This is a genomic window from Pseudomonas sp. N-1-13, from assembly GCF_057787095.1.
Genome location: NZ_JBYNRI010000001.1, coordinates 3,932,903 through 3,957,898, shown reverse-complemented (window position 1 = coordinate 3,957,898; position 24,996 = coordinate 3,932,903). Strand labels below are relative to the sequence as shown.

19 protein-coding genes are annotated in these 24,996 nt (G+C 62.5%); 10 read left to right on the top strand and 9 right to left on the bottom strand.

Features of this window, described 5'->3' with window-relative positions:
* Nucleotides 1-10: 10 nt before the first annotated feature.
* The 4 genes from AC3I65_RS17765 to pvdM form a co-directional block, all read right to left on the bottom strand.
* Nucleotides 11-1,669, bottom strand: coding sequence for a cyclic peptide export ABC transporter (locus tag AC3I65_RS17765; RefSeq protein ID WP_339491185.1), 1,659 nt, complete (start codon nt 1,667-1,669; stop codon nt 11-13).
* A 238-nt stretch (nt 1,670-1,907) separates the two neighbouring features.
* Entirely contained in the window at nt 1,908-2,783 is an 876-nt protein-coding gene (gene pvdO / locus AC3I65_RS17760; RefSeq protein ID WP_047229293.1) for a dihydropyoverdine dehydrogenase, read from the bottom strand.
* A gap of 24 nt (nt 2,784-2,807) precedes the next feature.
* On the bottom strand, nt 2,808-4,088 hold the full coding sequence (gene pvdN / locus AC3I65_RS17755; protein ID WP_488524035.1) for a pyoverdine-tailoring periplasmic protein PvdN: 1,281 nt from the start codon (nt 4,086-4,088) through the stop codon (nt 2,808-2,810).
* The gene (gene pvdM / locus AC3I65_RS17750) at nt 4,085-5,455 is read right to left on the bottom strand and encodes a pyoverdine-tailoring dipeptidase-like protein PvdM (protein WP_488524034.1); all 1,371 of its coding nucleotides are present in this window, start codon (nt 5,453-5,455) and stop codon (nt 4,085-4,087) included. The genes pvdN and pvdM overlap by 4 nt, the downstream gene beginning before the upstream one ends.
* Nucleotides 5,456-5,769: 314 nt before the next feature.
* On the opposite strand from pvdM, the gene pvdP reads away from it, so the two are divergent.
* Nucleotides 5,770-7,386, top strand: coding sequence for a pyoverdine maturation tyrosinase PvdP (gene pvdP, locus AC3I65_RS17745; RefSeq protein WP_305466375.1), 1,617 nt, complete (start codon nt 5,770-5,772; stop codon nt 7,384-7,386).
* A 200-nt stretch (nt 7,387-7,586) separates the two neighbouring features.
* On the opposite strand, the gene AC3I65_RS17740 is transcribed toward pvdP, so the two are convergent.
* From AC3I65_RS17740 to AC3I65_RS17725, 4 genes are all read right to left on the bottom strand, one after another.
* Nucleotides 7,587-7,892: a DUF6124 family protein gene (locus AC3I65_RS17740; protein ID WP_305468560.1), complete on the bottom strand. Its 306-nt coding sequence runs from the start codon at nt 7,890-7,892 to the stop codon at nt 7,587-7,589.
* Between the two features lie 96 nt (nt 7,893-7,988).
* Nucleotides 7,989-9,383, bottom strand: a complete 1,395-nt coding sequence (locus AC3I65_RS17735; protein ID WP_488524033.1) for an efflux transporter outer membrane subunit — start codon at nt 9,381-9,383, stop codon at nt 7,989-7,991.
* Nucleotides 9,384-9,393: 10 nt separating this feature from the next.
* Nucleotides 9,394-11,364 carry a MacB family efflux pump subunit gene (locus tag AC3I65_RS17730; protein WP_188251377.1) on the bottom strand — a complete coding sequence of 657 codons (1,971 nt, stop codon included), beginning with the start codon at nt 11,362-11,364 and terminating at the stop codon, nt 9,394-9,396.
* The gene (locus AC3I65_RS17725) at nt 11,365-12,516 is read right to left on the bottom strand and encodes an efflux RND transporter periplasmic adaptor subunit (RefSeq protein ID WP_139049540.1); all 1,152 of its coding nucleotides are present in this window, start codon (nt 12,514-12,516) and stop codon (nt 11,365-11,367) included. It abuts the gene before it with no gap.
* A gap of 467 nt (nt 12,517-12,983) precedes the next feature.
* Here AC3I65_RS17725 and AC3I65_RS17720 point away from each other — a divergent pair, with 467 nt between their 5' ends.
* The 8 genes from AC3I65_RS17720 to AC3I65_RS17685 all read left to right on the top strand — a co-directional run bounded on the left by AC3I65_RS17720 (nt 12,984) and on the right by AC3I65_RS17685 (nt 22,943).
* Nucleotides 12,984-13,466 (top strand): sigma-70 family RNA polymerase sigma factor, encoded by a 483-nt coding sequence (locus AC3I65_RS17720; protein WP_047229286.1) that lies wholly within the window; start codon nt 12,984-12,986, stop codon nt 13,464-13,466.
* A 145-nt stretch (nt 13,467-13,611) separates the two neighbouring features.
* The gene (locus tag AC3I65_RS17715) at nt 13,612-14,946 is read left to right on the top strand and encodes a SidA/IucD/PvdA family monooxygenase (protein ID WP_419418026.1); all 1,335 of its coding nucleotides are present in this window, start codon (nt 13,612-13,614) and stop codon (nt 14,944-14,946) included.
* A 197-nt stretch (nt 14,947-15,143) separates the two neighbouring features.
* On the top strand, nt 15,144-18,428 hold the full coding sequence (locus AC3I65_RS17710; protein WP_488524032.1) for a transporter substrate-binding domain-containing protein: 3,285 nt from the start codon (nt 15,144-15,146) through the stop codon (nt 18,426-18,428).
* 128 nt (nt 18,429-18,556) lie between these two features.
* Complete coding sequence (locus AC3I65_RS17705; RefSeq protein ID WP_047229284.1) at nt 18,557-18,991, top strand: ANTAR domain-containing protein; 435 nt, start codon at nt 18,557-18,559, stop codon at nt 18,989-18,991.
* 115 nt (nt 18,992-19,106) lie between these two features.
* The gene (locus tag AC3I65_RS17700) at nt 19,107-19,721 is read left to right on the top strand and encodes a response regulator transcription factor (protein ID WP_047229283.1); all 615 of its coding nucleotides are present in this window, start codon (nt 19,107-19,109) and stop codon (nt 19,719-19,721) included.
* 180 nt (nt 19,722-19,901) lie between these two features.
* The gene (locus tag AC3I65_RS17695; protein ID WP_488524031.1) at nt 19,902-20,768 is read left to right on the top strand and encodes a pirin family protein; all 867 of its coding nucleotides are present in this window, start codon (nt 19,902-19,904) and stop codon (nt 20,766-20,768) included.
* A 180-nt stretch (nt 20,769-20,948) separates the two neighbouring features.
* Nucleotides 20,949-22,391 (top strand): mechanosensitive ion channel family protein, encoded by a 1,443-nt coding sequence (locus tag AC3I65_RS17690; RefSeq protein ID WP_047229281.1) that lies wholly within the window; start codon nt 20,949-20,951, stop codon nt 22,389-22,391.
* 111 nt (nt 22,392-22,502) lie between these two features.
* On the top strand, nt 22,503-22,943 hold the full coding sequence (locus tag AC3I65_RS17685; protein WP_047229280.1) for a carboxymuconolactone decarboxylase family protein: 441 nt from the start codon (nt 22,503-22,505) through the stop codon (nt 22,941-22,943).
* Between the two features lie 12 nt (nt 22,944-22,955).
* On the opposite strand, the gene AC3I65_RS17680 is transcribed toward AC3I65_RS17685, so the two are convergent.
* Entirely contained in the window at nt 22,956-23,720 is a 765-nt protein-coding gene (locus AC3I65_RS17680; RefSeq protein ID WP_488524030.1) for an AraC family transcriptional regulator, read from the bottom strand.
* A gap of 95 nt (nt 23,721-23,815) precedes the next feature.
* Between AC3I65_RS17680 and AC3I65_RS17675 the strand changes: the two genes are divergently transcribed.
* Nucleotides 23,816-24,958 carry an MFS transporter gene (locus AC3I65_RS17675; protein ID WP_047229278.1) on the top strand — a complete coding sequence of 381 codons (1,143 nt, stop codon included), beginning with the start codon at nt 23,816-23,818 and terminating at the stop codon, nt 24,956-24,958.
* Nucleotides 24,959-24,996 lie beyond the last annotated feature (38 nt).

The window sequence follows — 24,996 nt, the reverse complement described above, 5'->3', positions numbered from 1 at the left end:
TTCTCGCGGTTCAGGCAAAGGCTGCGGGGGCTTTTTCACTGATGACCTGACCGGCCTGCATCCGGACCAGTTGATCGGCGATGTCGAAATAGCGGTCGTCGTGGGAAATGACGATGATGGTTTTGCCCAACGCCTTCAGCTCCGGCAGCAGTTCGGTATAGAAAACCCGTCGGAACACCGGGTCCTGGTCGGCGGCCCATTCGTCGAACACCAACACTGGGCGCTCCTCAAGCCAGGCGTTGAGCAACGCCAGGCGTTTGCGCTGGCCGGTGGAAAGATCGGTGGTGCTGAAGGCGCCGTCCTGAATGCGAACCTTATGAGCGATTTCCAGGCGCTCCAGGTAGCGATTGGCGTCGTCAGGTACCTGCTGGTCACCCTGAACCAGGTCATCGAACAGGTAATAGTCGGCAAAAATCGTGGTGAACAACTGGCGATAATCGTCCCGTTGCGCGGCCCCTACCGGCGCACCGTCGAGGAGGATTTCGCCGCCCTGGGGGAAATAGAGGCCCAGCAGCAATTTGATCAGTGTGGTCTTGCCGCCACCGTTTTCACCGACGATGAACACAATGTCGCCCTGGGCGATGGACAGGTTGACCGGTCCCAGGGCGAAGGGTTGGCTGCCTTCGACCGCCGGGAAGGCGTAGTGCACATCACGCAGTTCAAGCTGCTGGAGCGCTGGTCTGGAAACGCTCTTGTCGTCCAGCAGCAGGTGCGGCTCCGGTGAGGAAAACTGCTCGTCCAGCTCGGCGATGCGCTTGAAGGCAATGTTTGCCCGGCTGATGACCGGCAAGGTCATCACCAGGTATTCCAGCGGGCCCTTCATGTACAGCAGCACCAGCACGAAACCGCTAAGCACGGCCTTGTCGGTGCCCAGCCACAGCGATTGCAGGGCCAGCACCAGGCCAATGACCACAAAAAACAGCATCGAGCCGAAGGTCTTGGCCACCACGAAGGTGTTGACCGCGCGAATATTGGTGTCGCAAATATTATCGGCGGTGGCTTCGATGCGCTGGCTGAACATGCGCTGGCGGCGTGGGCGATGAATGCGCAGTTCCTTGGCGCCAGCGGCGATCGCGCTGTAGTGTTTTTGCAGCGCGTCTTCGGCCTCGCGGGCGGCTTCGAACCCCCTGATGCCACGAGCCCGGGCCAGGTATTGCACGACCGTGCCGATCACCAGCGCCACCAGCAGCAGCAAGAACATCGGCAGTGACAGGTAGGCCAGATAACCCAGGCAACCGAGGGTCACGGTGAAGGCGATGGCCAGTGGTGCGAACGAAAACGCGAAATTGCTGACGGTGTTGACGTCGTGGGTCAGTACCGGGATGAGCCGGTGGCTGCGATAACGTTCGATCTGTTCGATGGGCGCCAGCAGCACCTTCTTGCCCAGGGACTTACGCAACCCGGCGATGATGTTCTGACCGACGTGGTTGCTACCGATGTCCGAAAGAATCGAGGTCAGCAGCGCCACCGCGCAGAGCACCACGAACGTTACCAGCGTCTGGGCTGTGGGTTTGGCCGCGGCGTTCAGGGCGTCGTTGATGGTCGCCAGCAGGGCGGTGATGCTCAGGCCGCCAAGCATGCCCAAGAGGATGGAGCCTACGACAATCAGCCGGAAGGGTTTGAGCAGGATGAACAGTTCATTGATCACCCCGCGTGTTGGTTGGCTCATGGAGGTTTCCCTGCTTGATGAAAAGGGCGAAGGCCATCGCGGGTGGTCGCCGGGAGGGCTTTAGGGCGCAGGCACGCTGGATTGGGTTGTGCCCATCTTTAGAACGATTGGAGGGCAGGGGAATTTATCCTGTGGGAGCAAGGCTTGCCCGCGATGAAGGCGACGCGCTTTTCTGTGAAATCGAGGTGTCTGCATCGCGAGCAAGCTTTGCTCCCACAGGGGCCGAGCTGTGCTCGGCCTACATATCCCGCGCCACCCGAAAACCAATCCAGTCACCCCGATTGCCCGGCACCAGCGCGTTGCGGTTGCCGGAGCGGGAGAACACCGGTGCCTCGCCCCAATCGTTGCCGCGGATACGCTTGAACTCGCATTTGCCGGTCAACCAGGCGCTGCCATCGCTCGGGGCGCCGATGTAGTTTTCGTTATAGCAATCGGCCGTCCACTCGTAGACGTTGCCGTGCATGTCGTACACGCCGAAGGCGTTGGGCGCGAAGCTGCCGGCCGGGGCGGTGAAGTTGTAGCCGTCGGCCGCGCCATAGGTGTTGGCGTGTTGGGCGATGCTGTATTCCTTGCCCTCGTCGAAGGGGAAGGGGAACGGCCCGCTGGTGCCGCCGCGTGCGGCGTACTCGCGCAGGGACTCGCTGACCAGGCGGTATGGCTTGCCGGTTTTTTTCGACAACCAGGCCACGTAAGCGTTGGCCTCTTCGAAATTCATGCACACCGCCGGGTGCCGGTCGGTGTATTGCTTGCGCGGATCACTGCCCTGATAGTCCGGGATGCCGGCCTTGCACGCGCGGCCGGGACGTTTATCGCCGTCGGGCATCGAGTAGCCGGTGTCGCGCAGGTAGGCGAACCATTCGCCCTTCAAGACCTGGAAGCGGCTGATCGCCAGCGGTTTGGCGAAGGTCACCGGGTGCATCGGGCCTTCGTCGGGCTCGCGGCCCACTTCATCTTCCGGGGTGCCCATCTGAAAGGTGCCGGTGGGCAGCACGACCATTTCCGGGCAGTCCTTGCAGTCGCGAAAGACCTGGCCCGGTTGTGACGCCTGGGCGCCGGAGGGCAGCAGGGCGGCGAGGGCCAGTGCCGGGAATAGCTTCAACGAAAAACTGTTCATCCATCTCTCTCGATAAAGTCAGGTTCAGAGTGTCTTGCCCAGCAAGCCCATGAAGCGATCGATCTCGGCTTCGGTGTTGAGCAGGCCCGGCGCGGTTCGAATGACAGGCCCGGCGTCGCGATGCACGGCGTCGGCGATCACCCGGTTCTGCATCAGGTAGGCGGCGATCTCGTCGCTCTTGCGGCCCTTGACCCGGAAGAAGGTGAAACCGGCCGACACGTCCGGGCTTATGGGCGTGACCAGCTCGATTTGCGGCAACGCCAGCAGCTGTTTTTTCAAGTAGGTGTTGAGCGCGTGAATGCGCGCCTGCACGTCGGCCTTACCCAGTTGCAAGTGCAGCTTGAACGCCTCGTCCGCCGCCCAGCGATGCTCGAAGGCGTGGTAGCCGCCGGGCGTCATGGTGGTGGAAAACGCCGTGGCTTCGGAGAAGGTCGGGATGATCGGCGTGACGTACTTGAGCTCTTCGCTGCGGCTGCACACCAGACCGGTGCCGCGGGGGCCGAACATCCATTTGTGGGTGCCGGCGATGAAGAAGTCGCAATTCATCGCTGGGAAGCTCAGGTCTTCAACACCGAAGCCGTGCACGCCGTCCACCACGTAAATGATGCGTTGCGTATCGCTGCGGCCCTGGTTGTGCTTGTCCACCAGCGCGCCGATCTTGTCGATCGGCAGCTTCACGCCGCTGCCCGAATGCACCCAGGTCATGCCCAGTACGCGGGTTTCGGGACGGATGTTGCGGTCGATGGCGCTCAGGATGTCATCGTGGCTGGCGTTGTGGGCGTTCTCGAACAGTTTGATCTTGCGCACCCGGGTGCCGTCGCGTTGGTTGCGTAAATCAAGGATGGTATGGGTGGCGTAATGTTCGTGGGCGGTGCTGAGGATTTCCTGGTCGGCTGCCACATGGACGCCGCCGTAGATGATCGACAAACCTTCGGTGGTGCTGCCGGTGAGGGCGATCTGCTTCGGGGTCGCTTGCAGGTAGCGGCCGGCCCAGGTGCGGACGTTTTCCTCGCGCTCCTCGGTGACGCCCAGGTCCCAGTCCATCAACAGTCCCGGGTTTTTATCCAGCGCGGCGCGATGCCGGTCGATGGCCTCACGTACCGGGCGCGGGTGGGTGGTGACCAGGAAATTGGAGAAGTGCAGGTAGTCCGGGTCCTGGTTGAACAGCGAGCGCAACTGCGCCCATTTGTCCCGGGGCAATGGCGGCAGGGGATCGGCAATGGCCGGGGCGGGAAGACTGGCGGCCAGCGGCAGGCCGGCGGCCAGGATTCCGGCCTGCTTGAGGAAAGTCCGGCGCTCATTCATGGCTGGACCGCCTTCTGGGTCGAGGCCACGGCAGGCCGCGCGGCTTGCTGGACCTGATCCCAGACCCGCAGAAAGTTGCCGCCCCACAGTTTGGCGATGTCCGCTTCGGAGTAGCCGCGGGTCAGCAGTTCGGCGGTGACGTTGCGGATCTCGCCCACGTCTTCCCAGCCTTTGACTCCGCCGCCCTCGTTGAAGTCCGAACTGATGCCGACATGGTCGATACCGATCTTGCGTACGGTGTAATCGATGGCGTCGCCCAGGTCCTTGAGGCTGGCCTTGGGTTCCTCCTCCAGAATGCCATAGAGCTGGCCGGCGTATTCACCGAATTTCTGTTCCGGCCACGCGGCGATGATCGGATCGCCCGGCATCAGCGCCATGGCCAGGTTGGGCAGCGGTGGCAGGTCGAAACGCTTGCGCAGGTCGTTGAGTTTGTCCTGGGTTTTTTGCGTCAGCGGGCGCAGGTATTGGGAGAAACCGACGACCTGTACCACGCCGCCGCTGGCCTTGATCAGCTGCATTTCTTTGTCGCTGAGATTGCGCGGGATATCCACCATGGCCCGGGGTACGGAATGGGAGGCCACCAAGGGTGTGCGGCTCAGTTGCGCAACTTGCTCCAGGGCCTGGGTCGACATCTGCGAGACGTCGATGATCACGCCCAGGTCGTTCAGGCGCGTCACCGCTTGCTTGCCAATCTCCGACAGGCCGCCGAGGGCGTCAGGTGAGTCGTTGAAGAACGGCAGTGGGCGCGAGGAGTCGGCCCAGTCGTTGTTGCCGATGTAACTGAAGCCGAACATGCGCATGCCGCGTGCCGTCCACAGATCCAGCAGGCTCAGGTCATGGCCCAGGGGATAGGCGTTGAGCATGCTGATGAAAATCGCGAACTTGCCTTCGCCGTGCAGGCGCCGGAAGTCATCCGGGGTGTAGGCGATGGCGACCTGGTTGGGAAAGTCGCGGACCATGCCGGTGATGATCTTGAAGCGCACTTCCTGCTGATTGCGCGCTTCCTCGACGAAGCCGGCGGTGGGCTTGTGCGGCGCGTTGGGGCCGTTCCACAGCTCCGGCCAGCCGAAGATCGTCAGGGCCGCGCCGGACAGGTGCCCGCGGTTGGCTTTGACCAGATCGAACTGGCCTTTACCGTCTTTGTCCGCCTCGTGACCGGCGGTGCCGAAATTCAGTGGCACGGAGATGTGGCTGTCGAAGGACAGCAGGCGCTCGTGCAGTTCCCTGGCCTCTTTCATCACCTTGACCGGGTAGCCAGGGTTGTCCCGCCACCAGTGGTCCCAGGCCGCCAGGCCGCCACCGACCGCCAGTGCAAGGGCCAGGGGCACGCCGATGAAGAGAGCTTTTTTCGAACGTGGTGTTGTCATTGCCGATCTCAGTCAGGTTCGCTGCGGGGGGCTTTGCTATCTGGGGAGAACGAGTGATCGGCGGGGAAATTTAGGTGCGGCCAATGGCCCTATCGCGAGCAGGCTCGCTCCCACATTGGAACGCGCTCACCTGTGGGAGCGAGCCTGCTCGCGATAGCGGTCTGACGGTCGACCGATCTCTCGCGGATGTACCAGATCCATTGTGGGAGCGAGCCTGCTCGCGATGAGGCCCTCGCAGCCCCTATAAATTTGTCAGTCCCCCCATCGTTCTAGCTTGGATAAAGCCCGCTCCAGGGCCGAACACAGGTAAGGCAATGACGATTTCTCGACGATGGTTCATGGCGGGCCTGGCGCTGACCGGTGCCGCCGTGCCTGCGGTGTATTACGGGCATCGCGAACTGACCCGGCCGGACCCCACCATCACCCCCGGCGAGGCCTCATTCGATGTGGCGGACGTGGCGGGGCAGCGCCGGGCCGATACGCTGCGGGGTATCTGGACGATCCGTTTTTCAGGAAGCGACGCGGGCCTGGACGGTTTGCCCGGCGACGGTCTGCAAGTGTTCCTCGACATCGCCCACAAGGGCCGTGGGCTGGTGGGCTGTCTCGACACCGCCGAGCGGTTGCGCGCCGATGATGAGCCGCGTTATCGAGTGCTGGGCGACTTGGCGGGGGATGACAAGAAACAATTGAGCTGGCGCCTGATCGGGACCCGGCAGGACGCGCCGGTCTACGAATTCATCATGACCCTGGACGAAGTCTGGGCCGGCTTCGGCAATGCCGGCACTGCCACCCTAAGCGGTCGCGTGTTGCGCCTGGATCGCCCGCTGGCGCTGCCGGAACTCGACAATCAGTTCATCGCCCGCAAGCTGCCGTTCCCCGAAGCCCGGGAACGCACGCCGCTGAGCCCGCCATTGCTGGCCTGGCTGGTGTCGCCGGAGCATCGGTTGTTCCATCAGCTCTGGCACGCCTCGCGGGACAAATGGCACAGCCTGGACGAAGACAAGCGCAATGCCTTGCGAGGCATCGGCTGGCAGCCCGGCCCACGGGACCATGAACGTGACGCTCGTGGCAAGCGCAAGGATCGCAACGGCTCGGGCGTGGATTTCTTTTTCATGCACCGGCACATGCTCGGCACGGCCCGTTCGTTCCAGCCGCTGCCGTCGTGGCCGCGCTTCCCGTTGCCGCAACCGGAGCTGGAGCGTGATCGCCTGGGCTTTGCCCGGTATTTCGATAACCACGATGGCACAGCTTTGCCGCCCACCTGGCTGGCCAGCGGCGACGAGCAGTACGCCCAATGGGTGAGTGACATCAAGACTGCCGAGACCTATCACAGCAACTTCCAAGTCTGGGAATCGCGCTACCGCGACCCGCGCTACCTGTCGAAACTGACCCTTGGCCAGTTTGGCTCGGAAGTGGAACTGGGCCTGCATGACTGGCTGCACATGCGCTGGGCTTCGGTGCCCCGCGATCCTTCCAACGGCCACCCGGTGCCCTTCGCCCGCGACCCGGCGGACTTCGCCCAGCGCTGGTACGCCCCGGAAAACGACTTTCTTGGCGACCCGTTTTCCTCCCATGTGAACCCGGTGTTCTGGGCCTTCCACGGCTGGATCGACGACCGCCTCGAAGACTGGTTCCGCGCTCACGAACGTTTCCATCCGGGTGAAGTGAGCCGGCTGGAAGTCAACGGCGTGCCCTGGTTCGCCCCCGGCCGCTGGGTGGAAATCGCCGACCCCTGGCTGGGCCCGGTCACCCACGGCTGCAGCACCACGCCGGGTTTGCAGCCCGGACGTTCGGTGGAAATGGACCCGGAAACCATGAAACTGGCCCTGCGCATCACCTTCGGCAGCGACGACAAAAAACTCTCCGAACTGTTCCGCCGCGTGCCGCAGCGGCCGTGGTATGCGCGTAATCTCAAGAGTAAGCCGGTGTAGAGCTTCGCTTCCCAAAGAAAATCAAAGCGAACGCTGTTGTGGCGAGGGGATTTATCCCCGCTGGGGTGCGAAGCAGCCCCAAACCAGTGCACTCAAAACAACTGACTCACCGAGGTGCCGGCTAAAGGGGCTGCTGCGCAGCCCAGCGGGGATAAATCCCCTCGCCACAAATATCACTTGGCTTGAGAGGGCATGCGCCTTTAACGCGGCACTGCGATGTCCAGGGCGCGGTTCGCCAGCAGCTCACTCAGCTCGACCATCTGCTGGATCCCCAAGGCAAAACTCCGTCGCGCGCCGTCCAAATCAAACGCCAGGTCGCTGGCCATGACATTGACTGACGCAAGGGTTTCGCTGAGGTTGGCCAGCAGGCATTCCAGGTCCGCGCCTTCCGCAACGGTGAACAACTGGCCCGGCGGTGGAGTGGGGTTTTCAGGTTTGGGGTCGAGGTAGTAGGAGAGGGCGCGGTCGGCGGCTTCATCGTTCCTACGCTCTGCGTGGGAATGCAGCCAGGGACGCTCCGCGTCCCAAAGAGCAGAACGCAGAGCGTCAGTAGAGGCATTCCTTTGCTGCGCGTGGGAACGATAGAAACGTGTGTTCGACGCTCACATCACCCGCCAACCCCCACCCAGCGCCCTGTACAACGCCACGCTCGCCTGCACCCGCGCCAATCGCAATTGCACGTTCATGTCCTGGGCGGCGTACAGCGTGCGTTGGGTTTCCAGGACCGTGAGCAAATCTTCGGCGCCGGCCTGATAACGGCTCTGGGCGATGTCGAAGGCGCTCTGGGCCTGGTGCAGTTCTTCGCTTTGCCATTGTCGCTGCTGGTCGAGCCCGTGGATGCCGTTCAGGGCTTTTTCGACGTCGGCGAAGCCGTTGATGATGGCGGCGCGGTAGAGCTCCAGCAGTTCTTCCTGGCGCGCGGTGGCTCGGTCGCGTTCGGCCTTGAGGCGGCCGTTGTTGAAGATCGGCGCGGCCAAACCTGCGGTGAGGTTGTAGACGTTGTTGCGCAGCAACTGCTCGGCAATGTCGGCGCCGGTGGCGAGGCTCAGGCCCAGGGTCACGGACGGCAACATCGCCGCGCGGGCTACGCTGATGTCGGCCTGGGCGGCGGCGAGGCGGGCTTCGGCGGCGGCGATGTCGGGGCGGCGACTGAGCAGGTCGCTGGGCACCCCGGCGTCGATGGCGGGCCAGTGCAATCGGTCGAAATTTTCATCGTCGAGTGTGACCGACTGCACCGGTTGCCCCAGCAGCGCCGCCAGGCTGATCAAGGCTTCCCGGGCCTGCTGCTGCACTTGAGGCAACCTGCGCTGTTGCGCCGCCACCAGGCTTTTTTGCTGGGACAACTCCAGGGCCGTGGCACTGCCGGCGTCGTAGCGGGTCTGCACCAGATCGAGTACACGTTGGGCGTTGTCCAGGTTCTGTTCGGCGATGCGCTGTTGCTCGCGCAGGGACAACGCCTGGGTGTAGCTGTTGGCGACGCCGCTGAGCAGGGTCAATTCCACGGTCGCCCGATCGAACTGGCTGGCTGACAGACTGCTCAGCGCGCTGTTCCGGGCCGCCCGTTTGCCGCCCCAGAAGTCCAGCTCATAGCTGGCGCTGAGGTGGGCGTCGTAGTAGTCGATGGTGCGGTTGTCCCGATTGACGTCCAGTTGGCTGTAACCCTTGCCCCGCAACAACTCTTGACGAGTGCCGTTGAGTCCGGCCGTGACCGCCGGCAGCAACGGCGCGCCGGCGATCACTGCGCTGGCCTGGGCCTGGCGCACCCGGGCCATGGCGGCAGCGAGGTCGTAACTTTCCCGGCGTGCCTGCTCGATCAAACGGTTCAATTGCGGACTACCAAAGTGCGTCCACCATTGCTGGTTATCGGTTCGAGCGGTGGCGGTGTCGAAACTTTGCCAGGCCGGTGGCGGCTGGATGCCGCTGTCCGGCGTCGGCGCGGGGGTGCCGCAGGCCGCCAGTAACAGGCCTGCGGCCAGGAGGGTCAGGTGCGCTTTCATAAGGTGAGGTTCATTCACTGGTGAGGGCCGCGACCGGGTCGAGGCGAGCCGCCTTGCGGGCCGGCATGAAACCGAAGACAACGCCGGTGACCAGGGCGCAGCCGAAAGCGCCGAACACCGCCAGCCATTCGAAGGCCACGGCGATCTTGCCTAGCAGCAACGCACCGCCCACCAGCAAGGCCAGGCCGATCCCGGCCAGCCCACCGACCACCGAGAGCATCACTGCTTCGGTGAGGAACTGGCGCAGGATGTCCCGCTGGCGCGCGCCGGTGGCCATGCGAATGCCGATCTCGCGGGTTCGCTCGCGCACGGTCATGAGCATGATGTTCATCACGCCGATGCCACCCACTAGCAGCGAAATCGCGGCAATGGCCCCGAGCATCAGCGACAGTGTGCCCTGGGTGCGCGCCTCGGCCTGGATCATCGCGGCGTTGTTGGTCAGTTCGAAATCCTGCTTGCCGTCATGCAGGCGCAACAGGGCGCGGGAGATGGCCTGTTCGGCCTCCCTGACCTTGCCCGCGTCCCGGGCGGCGATCACCACGTACTCGGGATGCCGGCTGCCGAACAAACGCACGCTGGCGGCGGAGTAGGGCACGGCGATGCGGTTGTCGGCGTCCGAATCCCCGGAGCTGGCACCTTTTTCCGCCAGCACGCCGACCACCTGAAAGGGCACGTTCTCAATCAGGATGTAGCGGCCGATGGGGTCGTCGACCTCCTTGAGCAGCTTGTGCCGGACCTTGTGACCGATCACCGCCACTGCCGCCGCGCTGCGTTCATCGGCATCGGTGAAGTAGCTGCCCTGGGCCACCGGCCAATTGAAGATGGTCGGGAAGTTCGTATCGTTGCCGCCGACGTAGCTGGTGTGGTCGAGGTTGCCGAAACGCACGCTGGCGTCGGCGCCGTTGACCGGCATGATGCGCTGCACCTCGGGCAGGGCGGCGAGGGCCGCCAGGTCGTGTTCGCTGATGATGCCCTTGGCGGCGCGCGGGGTGGGCGCGGTGCCGTTGAGGTAGATGATGTTGGAGCCGAAGGCGCCCATCTGGGCCATGACCTGGCGTTTGCTGCCTTCGCCCACGGCCAGCATCACCACCACCGAGGCCACGCCGATGACAATGCCCAGCAGCGTCAGGGCGGTGCGGAAGCGGTTGATCCACATCACCCGCCACGCCGCTTGCACGGCGTCGAGCAGTTCGCCTTTCCAGGCACCGTTGTGTTCGCTGCCGGCGCTCAGGCGCTGGCGCAGGTCCACCGCTTGCAGTGCCTTCGGATTGGCTTGCACGTTGTGCGGCAAAGCGCCGGCGCTGTCGCTGATGATCAGCCCGTCGCGAATCTCAATGATGCGCTTGGCCCGCGCCGCCACCTCGCGGTCGTGGGTGATCAGGATCACCACATGACCCTGGCTCGCCAGTTCATCGAGCAACGCCATGACCTCGATGCCGCTCTGGCTGTCGAGGGCGCCGGTGGGTTCGTCGGCGAGGATGATGTGGCCGCCGTTCATCAATGCCCGGGCAATCGACACCCGTTGCTGCTGGCCGCCGGACAGTTGATGAGGGCGGTTGCCGGTGCGGCTGGCCAGGCCCAGGCGTTCGAGCAGGGCGCTGGCCCGGGCGTGGCGCTCGGCGGCCGAAGTGCCGGCGTAGATGGCCGGCATCTCGACGTTTTCCTGGGCAGTGCCGGACGGGATCAGGTGATAGCCCTGGAACACGAAGCCGAAGGCTTCGCGTCGCAGCCAGGCCAGTTCGTCACTGCCCAGGCCGGCGACGTCTTCGCCGGCAAACCGGTAATCGCCGCTGGTGGGGCGGTCGAGGCAGCCGAGGATGTTCATCAAGGTGGACTTGCCGGAGCCAGACGCTCCGACAATCGCCAGGAATTCCCCGGCGTGAATGGACAAGTCGATGCCGCGCAGTACCTCCACCCGAGGGCTGTCGCCACCGCCGTAAACCTTGCGAATGTCCCGCAGTTCGATCAGGGGCGTGTCCATTCAGCCTCCGCTGCCGACGGCCGGACCGATCAGCACCCGGTCGCCTTCACTCAGGCCGTCGAGAATTTCGGTACGCAGCCGATCGCTGACGCCGGTGCGAACAGTGCGCGGCTGGACATCGCCATTGTCGGCCACCACCTGCACTTGCCCGGCGTTGGCCTGCAACGCAGCGCTGGGCACGGTCAGGACATCGCGTGCCTGGGCGGCAACAAAAAACACCTGGGCGGTCATTTCCGTCATCAGGGCGCGGTCGGCGTTATCCACATCCAGCAACACGGTATAGAGCACCACCCGTTCGCTGCCACTGCGCCCGCCCGTGAGGCTGCCGCCCTGGCTCGCTTCCAGCGGGCGCGGCGGCACCGGCAGGATCTGGCGCACGGTGCTGCTCCAGCGGCGGGCGCCGCCGGCCAGGGTGGTGAAGTAGGCGGTCATGCCCGGTTTGACGTGGCCGATGTCCGCTTCCGAGACTTCGGCCCAGACCGTCATTGGCGACAGGCGTGCGATGCGCAGAATCAACGGGGTTTGCTGCTGGGCGTTAAGAGTCTGGCCTTCCCGGGCACCGACGGCGACCACGGTGCCGCTCATGGGCGCGAAAATGCGCGTGTAACCCAGCTCGGCCTCGTCACTGCGCAGGTTGGCCTGGGCCTGGCGGATCTGGGCCTGGAACATGTCGATGCGCGCCTGGGTCGCCCGCACTTCGGCCTGGGCGGTCTGCACGTCTTCCTCGCGGGTGGCGCCGCCGGCCTTGAGTTGCTGCTGGCGGCGGAATTTTTGCTGGGCCAGATCGTGCTGGGCTCGTTGTTCCTGGAGCTGGGCCTTGAGGTTTTCAATGGAGAAGCGTCCGGCGTCCAGCTTGGCCTTTTGTGTGGAGGGATCGATCTCAACCAGCAATTGGCCTTCGCGAACTTCGTCGCCGGCTTCTACATGAATCTTGCGGATCTGCCCGGACGCCTGGGCGCCGACGTCCACGTAACGCCGCGGTTGCAGGGTGCCCAGGGCGGTGACGCTGTTTTCGATATCGCCACGGGTGACGGGGGCGGTAATAAGCGATTCACGGCTCGGGGCCACCGCTTGCCAGGCGGCAAAGGCCACGGCTGGAAGCAGGGCGAAGGTTAAAAGCCAGGCGCGTCGGGTAGGGCGGGGACGTTTCATGCAGGGTTCCGGCCGGTGGTGTCGGGCCCGTTCCATGAGGGGCAGGGACGGGAGGCTGTCTTGGTAAACGAGCGCTTCTGACGGGAATTTACTGTGTGAAACACTTGGTAGCAGGATGGCGGATGGGCAACGCAACAACCAAGACAGGTGATGTTGTGGCGAGGGGATTTATCCCCGCTGGGCTGCACAGCAGCCCCTCATAGCCAACAACTCGGTGTGCCAGATGTTTTGAGTAGCAGGTTTTGGGGCTGCTGCGCAGCCCTGCGGGGATAAATCCCCTCGCCACAACATCAGTGTCGGTGCCAGTAGAAATGAACGAATCAGCCTTGATACAAACCAAAGCTTTAAATCTATATGAGAATTACTATAAATTACGCGATGAAATCTGCCACTATCGTGCCATTGCCGATTTCAGGCACGCCGATCTGGCACAGGGATAGCTGTCGCAGCCATTGCGCAGGGGAGTCATGTTGGAAAACTACTATCGCGAGCTGGTGTGTTTCCTGAACGCCAGGCTAGGCAACCGCCAGGCGGCCGAGGATGTGGTGCATGACGCCTATGTGCGGGTACTTGAGCGCGCCAGTGACACGCCCATCGAGCAGCCCCGGGCGTTCCTGTACCGCACCGCGTTGAACCTGGTGATCGACGGGCATCGGCGCAATACCCTGCGCCAGGTCGAATCCCTGGAGGTGCTGGACAGCGAAGAGCGTTTCTTCACGCCATCGCCCCATACCAGCCTTGACCACGGTCAGCGCCTGGACCTGCTCCAGCGCGCCCTGGCCGAATTGCCACCGCTGTGCCGCGAGAGTTTCCTGCTGCGCAAGCTCGAAGGCCTGTCCCACCCGCAAATCGCCGAACGCCTGGGCATTTCCCGGGCGCTGGTGGAAAAGCACATCGTCAACGCCATGAAGCATTGCCGCACTCGTATGCGGCAGTGGGACGCGCATTAATACGTCCACGCCGGTCGCATCGCGGTAAATTTTTTTTCACTGTCCTCGTTCCTCTCAACAGACGACTTGCCGGCTTGCCAAAGATCGGTCGGGTCACCCCAGGCTTTTCGCGCCCTGTTGAGGGGCCCTCCAGAGGACACTGGACATGACACAGGCAATTGCTTCGCCCAACGTTCACGACTTGATCGGTATCGGCTTCGGCCCCTCGAACCTGGCGCTGGCCATCGCGCTGCAGGAGCGGGGCCCGGTCCAGGGCGAACTGGATGTGCTGTTCCTCGACAAACAGGCCGACTACCGCTGGCATGGCAATACCCTGGTGACCCAGAGTGAGTTGCAGATTTCTTTCCTCAAGGACCTGGTGACCCTGCGCAACCCCACCAGCCCCTATTCGTTCGTCAATTACCTCAAGCATCACGGCCGCCTGGTGGACTTCATCAACCTTGGCACGTTCTACCCGTGCCGTATGGAGTACAACGACTACCTGCGCTGGGTGGCCGGGCAGTTCACCGGGCAGAGCCGCTACGGCGAAGAAGTGCTGCGCATCGAGCCGGTGTTGCACAACCAGCAGGTCGAAACCTTGCGGGTGATTTCCCGCGACAGCCAGGGCGAAGAGCTCGTGCGCAGCGCCCGCTCGGTGGTGGTCAGTGCTGGCGGTACGCCGCGTATCCCCGACGCGTTCACCGCCTTCAAGGAGGATGCTCGGGTGTTCCACCATTCCCAGTACCTGGAGCGCATGGCGACTCAGCCGTGCGTGAACGGCCAGCCCATGACCATCGCCATCATCGGCGGCGGGCAGAGCGCGGCGGAAGCCTTCATCGACCTCAATGACAGTTTTCCTTCGGTGCAGGTCGACATGATCCTGCGCGGTTCGGCCCTCAAGCCTGCCGATGACAGCCCGTTCGTCAACGAGGTGTTCTCCCCGGAATTCACCGATCTGGTGTTCCAGCAGCCCCACAGCGAACGCGAACGGCTGGTCAACGAGTACCACAACACCAACTATTCGGTGGTGGACATCGACCTGATCGAACGCATCTACGGGATTTTCTATCGCCAGAAAGTCTCGGGCGTCGCCCGTCATGCCTTCCGTACCCTCACCACGGTGGAGAAAGCCACGGCCACCGATGCCGGCGTGGAGCTGGCGGTGCGCAACAACGCCACCGGCGAGTTGAGCGTGCGCCGTTATGACGCGGTGGTGCTGGCCACCGGTTACGAACGGCAGATGCACCGCACATTGCTGGCGCCACTTGAGCAATACCTGGGGAATTTCGAGGTAGATCGCAACTACAAATTGATCACCGACGAGCGCTGCAAAGCGGCGATCTACATGCAGGGCTTCTGCCAGGCCAGCCACGGCCTGAGCGATACCTTGTTGTCGATCCTGCCGGTACGCGCCGATGAGATCGCTGGTTCGCTGTACGAGCACAGCAAACATCGCGGACAGAGCCGTTCGGTGCGCGACCTGAAGCTGGCCACGGCGTAAGCAATCGGCAGTCTCGCCAGGAAATTCTTCAGAAACTTCCTACACTCACCTCACGTGTCCTGTCTTTCAGGCAGGCGCGTTGACGGTTCGCTGTTCCCTCGCTTTGGCAGTCTGAACCCATCAGCCGGTCTCCCTGACATGACGTGAAGTCGGGGGTGTTCCGGGCCGACTACGCCAAACGAAACAACCTGAGCCAAATGACGCTGTTCTTACGCACAGGCCTGGTGGCGCTGTTGCTGGGCTTATCAAGTGTGACGCCGCAGGTTGGCGCGGCACCTGAGTCGCTGCAAGTGCTCGGGCGCTCCAGTGTGAGCGACTATTCGGTATCCCTGGGGGAGGCCGACTGGAACTGGCTACGCGGCAAGGGAACGTTGCTGTTGGGGGCCTCGGCGCCGGATTACGCACCGTTCGGTATCACCAGCAATGGCCGCGACTATGAAGGCCTCACTGCTGACTATGCCCAGTTGCTGGGGCAGATGTTGCACGTCGATGTGCGGGTGCAGCGTTACGCGTCACGGGAGGCATCGCTCCAGGCGCTGCGCAGCGGTGAGATCGACATGCTCGGCACGGCCAACGGCTTCGAAGCCAGCGACCCGGCGTTGGCGATGTCCCAGGCCTATGCCGATGACCTGCCCACCCTGGTGGCCCGCGTCGCGGATAGCCAGGACTTGCCCACGGACCTGGCGGGCATGCGCGTGGCGATGCTGTATCACTATTTGCCCACCGAGACAGTCAAGGCGTTTTATCCGGATGCGGCCTTGCAGTTATACCCCTCGACCTTGAGCGCTATCGGCGCTGTGGCGTTTGGGCAGGCCGACGTTTACCTGGGGGATTCGATCAGCTCCAATTACCTGATCAGCAAGAACTACCTGAACAACGTCCAACTGGCTGATTTCTCGCGCATGGAAGTACAGCCGTTCGCCTTTGCGGTCAGCCGCGAGAACACACGCCTGCTGCGCATTATCAACGCCGCGCTACAAGCCATCCCCGCCAGTGAACGCATGAGTATCTTGCGGCGCTGGAGCGCTGGCGGTGCGAGCATACCCGGTCAGCAACCCCTGCATTTCAGCGTCAAGGAACAGCGTTGGCTGAATGCACATCCGCGGATCACAGTGGCCGTCAACCAGAACTTCCCGCCACTCACGTTTATCGATGAACAAGGCCATTTGCGCGGTATCAGCGCCGATGTGCTGGCCCGGATCAGCCTGCGCACCGGCCTGAAGTTCGATATCCAGCGGGGTAACTCGCTTCATGATGTGATCGGGCGCGTCAGAAGCGGTCGGGCCGACGTACTGGCCGCCGCTCCACCGAGCACCGAACTTGAGGGGGCGTTGCGTTTTACCCGGCCCTACCTGAGCAATCCGTTCGTGTTGGTGGCGCCCTTGAGGAGCAAGGTCCCGTTGACGTTGGACCAGATGGAGGGCAAACGCCTGGCGCTGATCCGGGGCAATGTGCTGCGTGAGTATCTGCTGGAACAATTTCCCCGAGTGCACCTGGTGCCGGCTGAAAACGCGGCGGACGCGATGTCCATGGTCGCCGCCGGCACGGTGGACGGCGCAGTCAATTCGCTGATCAGTGCCCGCTATATGATTTCCCGCCAGTACCGCGGCAAACTGCAAATCACCAGCACCGTGGGAACGTTTCCGGAGAGCGTGGCCCTGGCGACTCATCGTGATGCGCCGGAGCTGCATTCGATCCTGGACAAGGCGCTGCTGAGCATTTCTCCCGAAGAAATGGACGAGCTGACCAATCGTTGGCGCAGTGAAGTGGTGATCGACGACAACTACTGGTTGCGCAACCGCACCACCATCGTCCAGGGGTTCGCCATCGCCGCGCTGCTGTTGCTGCTGGCATTGGGGTGGGTCGTTTACCTGCGGCGTCTGCTGGAACAACTGCGCGTGGCCAAGCAAAGCGCCGATGATGCCAACCGGGCCAAGACCACTTTCCTGGCGACCATGAGCCATGAAATCCGCACCCCCATGAACGCGGTGATCGGCATGCTGGAGCTGGCCCTGAAAAAAGCCGACCAGGGTGTCATGGACCGGTTCGCCATCGAAGTCGCGTCGGGCGCCGCTCGCGGCATGCTCGACTTGATCGGTGACATCCTCGACATCGCCCGCATCGAGTCCGGCAGGTTGTCGCTGACCCCGCAGCGGGCCAACCTGCGGGAACTGATCGAGTCGGTGGCACGGATCTTTGAAGGCCTGGCCTGGCAGAAACAACTGCACTTACAGCTTGAACTCGACGCCGCGATCAACCGCGACGTATTGGTTGATCCGTTGCGTTTCAAGCAGATCGTGTCGAACCTGCTGAGCAACGCCATCAAGTTCACCGACCAGGGGCAGGTGCGCTTGAGTGTGCGAGCCGCACCGAGCGATGACGCGCAGTGCCTGCCGATCCGCCTGCGCGTCGAAGACACCGGCTGTGGTATTTCGGCCGAGGATCAGCGCCGCTTGTTCAGCCCTTTTACCCAGGCCAGCAACAACACCCAGTCGGCCCGCAGCGGCTCCGGGTTGGGGCTGGTGATCAGCCGCACGCTCTGCGAAATGATGGGCGGCACTCTGACGTTGAGCAGCGTGCCGGGGGAGGGCACGCAGATTGAAGTTCTGCTGAGCTTGCCGGCGCTCGATGCCTTGGCTCAAGCGCCGTCGGCGCAAGTCGAGGCGCTGGCACCGGTGCGGGCGCTGAACATTCTGGTGGTGGACGACTACCCGGCCAACCGTTTGCTGCTGTCCCAGCAACTGAGCTATCTGGGCCATCGCGTCCGCGAAGCCGACGATGGTGTCCAGGGGTTGCGCGCCTGGCGTGCTGAACGGTTCGATGTCGTCATTACCGACTGCAACATGCCGTTGATGAGCGGCTACGAACTGGCCCGGGCCATTCGCGAGGCGGAGCGGGCCGAGGGTTTGTCGCCGGGGGTGATCCTGGGTTTCACGGCCAATGCCCAGCCCGAGGAAAAGGCCCGCTGTGTCGAGGCCGGCATGGACGATTGCCTGTTCAAACCCATCAGCCTCAAGGAACTGAACAGCTGCCTGGCTGCGGTCACGCAGGATTGCGCCGCAGTGCCCGATGAGCGGGTGCCTGCGCCGACCACCGGCGACATCGACTTGAGCAGCCTTGAACTATTGAGCGCAGGTGACACGGGCTCAATCAAAAAACTGCTAGGGGAAATGGTCAACAGCAATGCCGAAGACCTGGCGCAATTGATGCGTCTGCTCGCTCGACAAGACCTGCCAGGGCTGGCGGACCTGGCGCACCGGGTCAAGGGTGGCGCGCTGATGATCAGGGCCCAGCGCCTGATTGCCGCTTGCGAAGCCCTGGAAAGTGCCTGCCGTGGCGGCGACCGGCCGTTGCTCGCCGCTGCGGTGGATGACGTGCGCCAAGCCATGGAGCACCTGACTGAACGACTGGAGGCCTATGTGGCGGGGGAGCTTGCTCCCGCTGGGGCGCGAAGTGGTCCCCGCGGGTCTTCTCATGGATAAGCGAGCCGCGTAGTCATCCCGAAGCTACATGCGAAGTACCTTTTTCCTCCCTTTTTTGGGATTCGTCCTACAGCGCCTCTCAAAAGCTTCCTCTAGCCTGACGCCCCTTAACGATTGGGATGCCTGTCATGCCGAACAAAGCATTACGTATCATGATTGCCGACACGCAACATGCTCATCGAATGAGGCTTGAGCACCTGTTCAATCAACAGGGTTATTTTCGGATCGCCCCCGTGAGTGGCCTGCAGGAGCTGTTGACGCTGGTGGAATACGGCAGCGAGCCGTTCGACCTGGTCGTGGTCAATGCCGGCTTGGCCAACGGCGCGCTGAACCTGCACGATTTCATTCTCGATAACCCACAGCTTCGTCACGCGATGATTTACAACACACCACAGGTCGGCCTGTCCTCGGCGGCGGTCGCGCGGCGGCCGGGCATGCACTTGAGCCCGGCCCAGTTGCCTGACCTTGCGTCACTGGCAAGTCTGATGGAGCGGATTGATCCCCAGGCCAGCGAGTTGACGCGACCCTGGCTTCGCCCTCTCAGGCAAGGTCACGCAGGGTGAAGCTGCACCGTTGGTCGGCACTGTCAGACCTGACAGGTGGCATGGCCCGGCGCCTGTGCAACAGTCCGAAGCAGTCATGGCATCGGCGCCGTTTGCATTTACGTGGGGAGTTGCCTTGAAAGACGTATTGATCGTGGATGACCACCCTGTCATACGAGGGGCATTGCGGCTCATTTGCCAGAACGAGGGGTTTACCGGAGTCAGGGACGCGAGCGGTGTCGCCGACGCCAGGGCGTTGATCAAGGAAAAGGCCCCAGACCTGGTGATTCTGGATCTGGTGATGAACGGATTCGATGGCATGGATCTGTTGGTCTGGATCATGACCCAGTTCCCAGAGTGCGGGGTGCTGGTATTCACTTCCCAGGACGCGCAGCACTTCTGCAACCGCTGCATCTCGGCCGGAGCCAGGGGCTTTGTGACCAAGAAAAGCGACCTGAAAGAACTGATCAAGGCCATTCATGCGCTGAAATCCGGCTACTCCTATTTCCCTCAAATGCCAGTCAGGCTGGATTTTCAACAACGCACTGAACAGCAGACCCTGGAAAGTCTCTCGACCCGCGAGCTATCCATTCTGCGAATGCTGGCCATGGGAATGCGCGGCAAGGACATCGCCGAGGCCTTGTTCCTGAGTCCGAAAACCGTCAGCACCTACAAGACCCGTCTGCTGGAAAAACTCGGACTCAAGACGCTGGTGGGTCTGTCGGATTTCGCCAAGCGCAATCATTTGTGATCCCTGTGTGCGGGCTCATTGCAGCCCCGTGCGATGGCATATCAGTGAAGTTGGGGGGCGATCGTTCTCTCTATAGAACGCTAAGACTGATTTTTGCAGTCTAGTGCGGCTGCGTTCGTGGTTTTAATCTGTGTCCATCGAATCGCAACGTCTGATTCGCAACACGATTGGAGCCACCGCATGAAAAACATCATCGGCGTCTACACCAGCCCCCGAGCCCATTGGGTCGGTGACGGCTTCCCGGTTCGCACGCTGTTTTCCTACGACAACCTGGGCAAGCACATCAGCCCGTTCCTGCTGCTGGACCACGCCGCTCCCACGCAATTCGAACCCACCGCCGAGCGTCGCGGTGTTGGCCAGCACCCTCATCGCGGTTTCGAAACCGTGACCATCGTCTACCAGGGCGAACTGGAACACCGGGATTCCACTGGCAGCGGCGGCAAGATCGGCCCTGGCGACGTGCAATGGATGACGGCCGCTTCCGGGATCATTCATGAAGAGTTCCACTCCGAGGACTTCGCCCGGCAAGGCGGGTTCATGGAGATGGTCCAGCTGTGGGTCAACCTCCCCGCCAAGGACAAAATGGCCCCGGCCGGCTACCAGACGCTCCTCAAGGGCGACATTCCGAGCATCGACCTGAAGGACAACGCTGGCAGCCTGCGCCTGATTGCCGGCCGCTTCGAGGGGCATCAGGGCCCGGCGAAGACGTTTACGCCCATCAATGTCTGGGACATGCGCTTGAATGCCGGGAAAAACCTGACCCTCGACGTACACGACGGCCATAACACCGCACTGGTGGTGCTGCGTGGCACGGTTCAGGTCAACGGTCGCGAGCGGGTCGAAGCCGGGCAACTGGCGTTGTTCGACCGGGCCGGCGAGCAGTTGCACCTGCACGCCAATCACGACGCGGTGGTGTTGCTGCTCAGCGGCGAGCCCATCGACGAGCCCATCGTCGGTCATGGCCCATTCGTGATGAACAGCGAGCAGGAAATTCACCAGGCCTTCAACGATTTCCACTCCGGTCGTTTTGGCGCGATGGACGACTGACCAGAGACAAGTCCTGTGGGAGCGAGCCTGCTCGCGATAGCGGTCTGACAGTCGATGCATCATTGACGGATACGCCGCAATCGCGAGCAGGCTCGCTCCCACATGAGTTTCTGCGGTGCTCTCTACGCCGCGTTCAATTTGTGCCAATCTTCGCCCCATGACCTTCCTGGAGCTGTCGCGATGCTGTCTCTGATCTCCGATCACCCACTGCTGAGTGCCTTGGTGCTGTTGGTGCTCGACATTCTGCTGTGGCGGCTGGTCAGCGCTGATCGGACTTATTGGAAGATCGGCGGGCGGCTGCTGATTTTTTCGTTGTTCAGCGCGCTGCTGTTCAACGAAGGCCTCAACCCCCTGCAACCGGCGCAGTGGGTTGACGACGTGCCACGCCACTTGGCGGCCACCGGTTTGCAAATTGCCTGGTGGCTGTTCGCTGCGCGGACCCTGACGGTGATGATCGGCGCGGTGATGATGCAACGGGTGGGTCATACCGGGCGGCTCTTGCAGGATCTGATCGGCGCGGTGATCTTCCTGATCGCCGTCATCGCTGCCCTGGCGTATGTGCTGGACTTGCCGGTCAAGGGCGTCCTGGCAACCTCCGGGGCGATGGCGATCATCGTCGGCCTGGCCTTGCAGAGTACCCTCAGTGACGTGTTCTCCGGGATCGTGCTCAACACCACCAAGCCCTATCAAGTCGATGACTGGATTTCCATCGATGGCACCGAAGGCCGGGTCACCGACATCGACTGGCGCGCCACGCGGTTGCAGACCGCCCAGGGCAGCATGGCGGTGATTCCCAACTCCTTGGCGGCCAAGGCCAAGATCGTCAACTTCAGCCGGCCCAGCGATGTCCACGGGTTATCCATCAGCATCCCGGTCAGCCCGCATGCACGGCCACAAACCGTGATCGATGCGCTGGAGCGGGCGATGATTGGTTGTCGTTCCCTGCTTGCCAGCCCGGCTCCCTGCGTGACACTCAAGAGCACCGGCAGCACCGGGGCGGAATATGAAATCAGCGGGTTCGTCGCGTCCATGGGCCAGAAGCGCGAGGTGCGCAATCAGTTGTTCGACCTGGCTTTCCGGCATTTGCAGGCCTCGGGCGTAAGCCTGTTGTCCACCAGCGAAAGCGCGTCCACCAATGGCGTGTCGCGGCCCCGTGCGTTGCTGGAAAGCTCGAGCATTTTCTCCACCTTGCGCCAGGATGAGAAAGACACCTTCAGCCAGAACATGACCCTGCAGACCTTCCGCGCCGGCGACATGATCCTGCCGGCCGGGGAGGTCAGCGATCATTTGTTCATCATCGAGTCGGGGGTGGTCAGCGTGACCCTGTTTCGTAACGGCCAGCCGTTCGAGGCCGGACGCATGGGGCCGGGAGAGGTTATTGGCGAAGCCGGGATCGTTTCCGACCAGGCCGCGCTGGCGAACTTTTCCGCCAAGACCTTCTGCACCCTTTATCGCATCGAGAAGAGCTACCTCAAACCCTGCCTGGACGCTCGCCGCGACATCAACGACGCGATGAAAAACCTGCTGGACGTGCGCATGCACCTGGCCCAGAACCTGACCCGCGACGTCCCCAAACCGGTGGCCAAGAAGCGCTTCCTGCAATGGTTGCGTAGTCGGGCCTGAGCAAGTATCAAGGGCGTGCATTGGCCCCCCGAACTTCCCAATAATTGGCTATTTGTACCGCGCCACCGCGAGGCTAACGTAGCGCCACACCCAATTGTTCTGGAGTTCACCATGCAACCGCGTATCGATTTCTACACTGCCTCCCCTGAAGCTTTCAAAGCCATGCTGGCGTTCGAAACCGCTGTTTCGAAACTGGGCCTGGAAAAATCCCTGCTGGAACTGGTCAAGCTGCGTTCCTCGCAAATCAACGGTTGCGCCTTCTGCATCGACATGCACACCGCCGATGCCCGCAAGGACGGCGAGACGGAGCGTCGCCTGTATGCCGTGACCGCCTGGCGCGAAGCCCCGTTTTTCACGCCTCGCGAACGCGCCGCGCTGGCCTGGACCGAAGCGCTGACCCGCTTGAGCGACACCCATGCGCCAGACGCCGACTACGAACTGCTGAACCAGCATTTCACGCCCAAGGAAATGGTCGACCTGACCGTGGCAATCAACGCCATCAATGGCTGGAACCGCTTGGCGGTGGGCTTTCGCAAGATGCCTGAGGCGTGAGTCCACCGGCAATCAATCCAGATAGGTCCTCGGTGTACGACCGGTTATGTGCTTGAAAAAGGCGATGAAAGCGCTGTCACTGGCAAAGCCCAGTTCAAAGGCGCTGTAGCTCAGGCTGCGACCAGTGGCGAGCAGTTCAATGGCGCGCATCAGGCGCCATTGCTGGCGCCACTGTTGATAACCCATGCCGGTTTCCCGTTGAAAGATCCGTCCGATGGTTCGGCCGCTGGCACCGATCTTTTGCTCCAGCACCGCCAATGTTGGTGGCAGGTGGTCCAGGGTTGTGAGCAAAGGCGCGAGGCGTTTGTCCTGAGGCAGCGGTAGCAGCATCGGCTGTTCTGCCGCCTCACGGATTTCGTTCAGGCACAACCCCAGCAAGTGCAGGTTGCGACCTTGGGTCCAGTCGCTGTCGAACGCCGCGTCGGTGATCGGCTCGAGTACAGCGTGCAGCAGCGGCGAGACCTCAATGACGCAAACGCGTGAAGGCAGGTCCGCGCACAGCGTCGCCGTCAGGTAGATCGATCGGTAATCCACGCTCTGCTGCATCACCGCCCGATGGGGCGTCAGCGGTGGAATCCAGGCAGCTCGCGACGGGGGCAGCAGGCACAGCTGTTGCGCCAGTGTGATGCGCGCGCAGCCCTGTCGCGTAAATAGCAGTTGCCCGCGTTGATGCTGGTGCAGGCCAGAATCGTGGTGCCCCAGCGTCGCTGCAATGCCGATGACCGGCGCACTATGACAGTCGGGGTCGAACCGGGCGTGAGCGCCGAGCCAAGCCATAAGTTGTCCGATTTCAAGGATCAGTTGTCAGGCTTTGGATAATACGACAGTCCTGGCTTCGTAGACTGCTCGTCGTTTTTCTAACGAGCGTGCCCATGACTTCTCGTCCGTTCCTCGGCCTGGCGATTGCCTTGGTGATGTTTCCGCAAATTGCCCAGACCCTCTATAGCCCTGCATTGGCAGACATCAGCCTGACCTTTGCCGTCAGCGCCGAAATGGCGGCGCAGATGTTGTCCGTATTTTTCCTGGGATTCGCCTTGGGTGTGGTGGTGTGGGGGGGCGTCTGTGACCGCATCGGCCGAAGGCCCGCCATGCTGGGTGGGTTGGCGTTGTATGCGCTAGGGACGGTGCTGGGCCTGAACGTCGACACCTTCGACGCATTACTGGCCGTCCAGGCTCTGGCTGCGTTTGGTGCGGCGGTCGGTTCGGTGGTCACCCAGACGATTCTGCGTGATCGCTACCAGGGCGCGGAACTGGGCAAGGTTTTTTCGATGATTGGCATTCCCCTCGCGGCCAGCCCGGCGATCGGTTTGTTCAGCGGTGCCAGCCTGGTTCGCTTCTTTGGCTATCAAGGCACACTCGGTGGCCTGTTGATGCTGTCGCTGATTCTACTGTGGTGGAGCGCGCGATCCTTGCCCGAGACGCTTGAGGGCAGTGTCCCGCCGCAACCCTTGTTGACGACTCTGTGGCGCATGCTGAAGGACCCGGACATCTGGCGCTCGTCGTTTTTGGTGGCGGCATTCAACGTCGCCCTGTTCAGCTACTACAACCTCGCTCCGTTCCAGTTCGAACGGCTCGGGTTGAGCCCTGAGCTGTTCGGCTACAGCGGGGCGATTCTGGCGTTGGGTTCGGGTCTGGGGGCGTGGCTGAACAAGCGTCTGCTTGCACGGGGTTTCGACGGCTCTCAGTTATCGGCTGTTGCGGCGATCGTGCTGCTGATGGGGGGGATAAGCGTTCAGGGCCTGCTCGACAGCGCTGGTTTTGTTGTGGCGATGCTGTTGATTGTCCTGGCGTTTGGCATGGCGATACCCAACGTGCTCGGTGCGGCATTGGTACGCTACGGTGATTGCCTGGGCACCGCTGGCGCGCTGTTTGGCCTGTTCTATTACTTGCTGATAGGAGGCGCGTTGATGCTAGCAGCCTGGTTCCAGGCGCTGGGCTGGACCCTGATTCTGTGCGGCTCACTGGCGGTGTGCCTGACGGTTCACCTGATGTGGGAGCGAGCCTGCTCGCGATGACGGTGTATCAGTCAACATCAATGTTGAGGGTCAGTCCG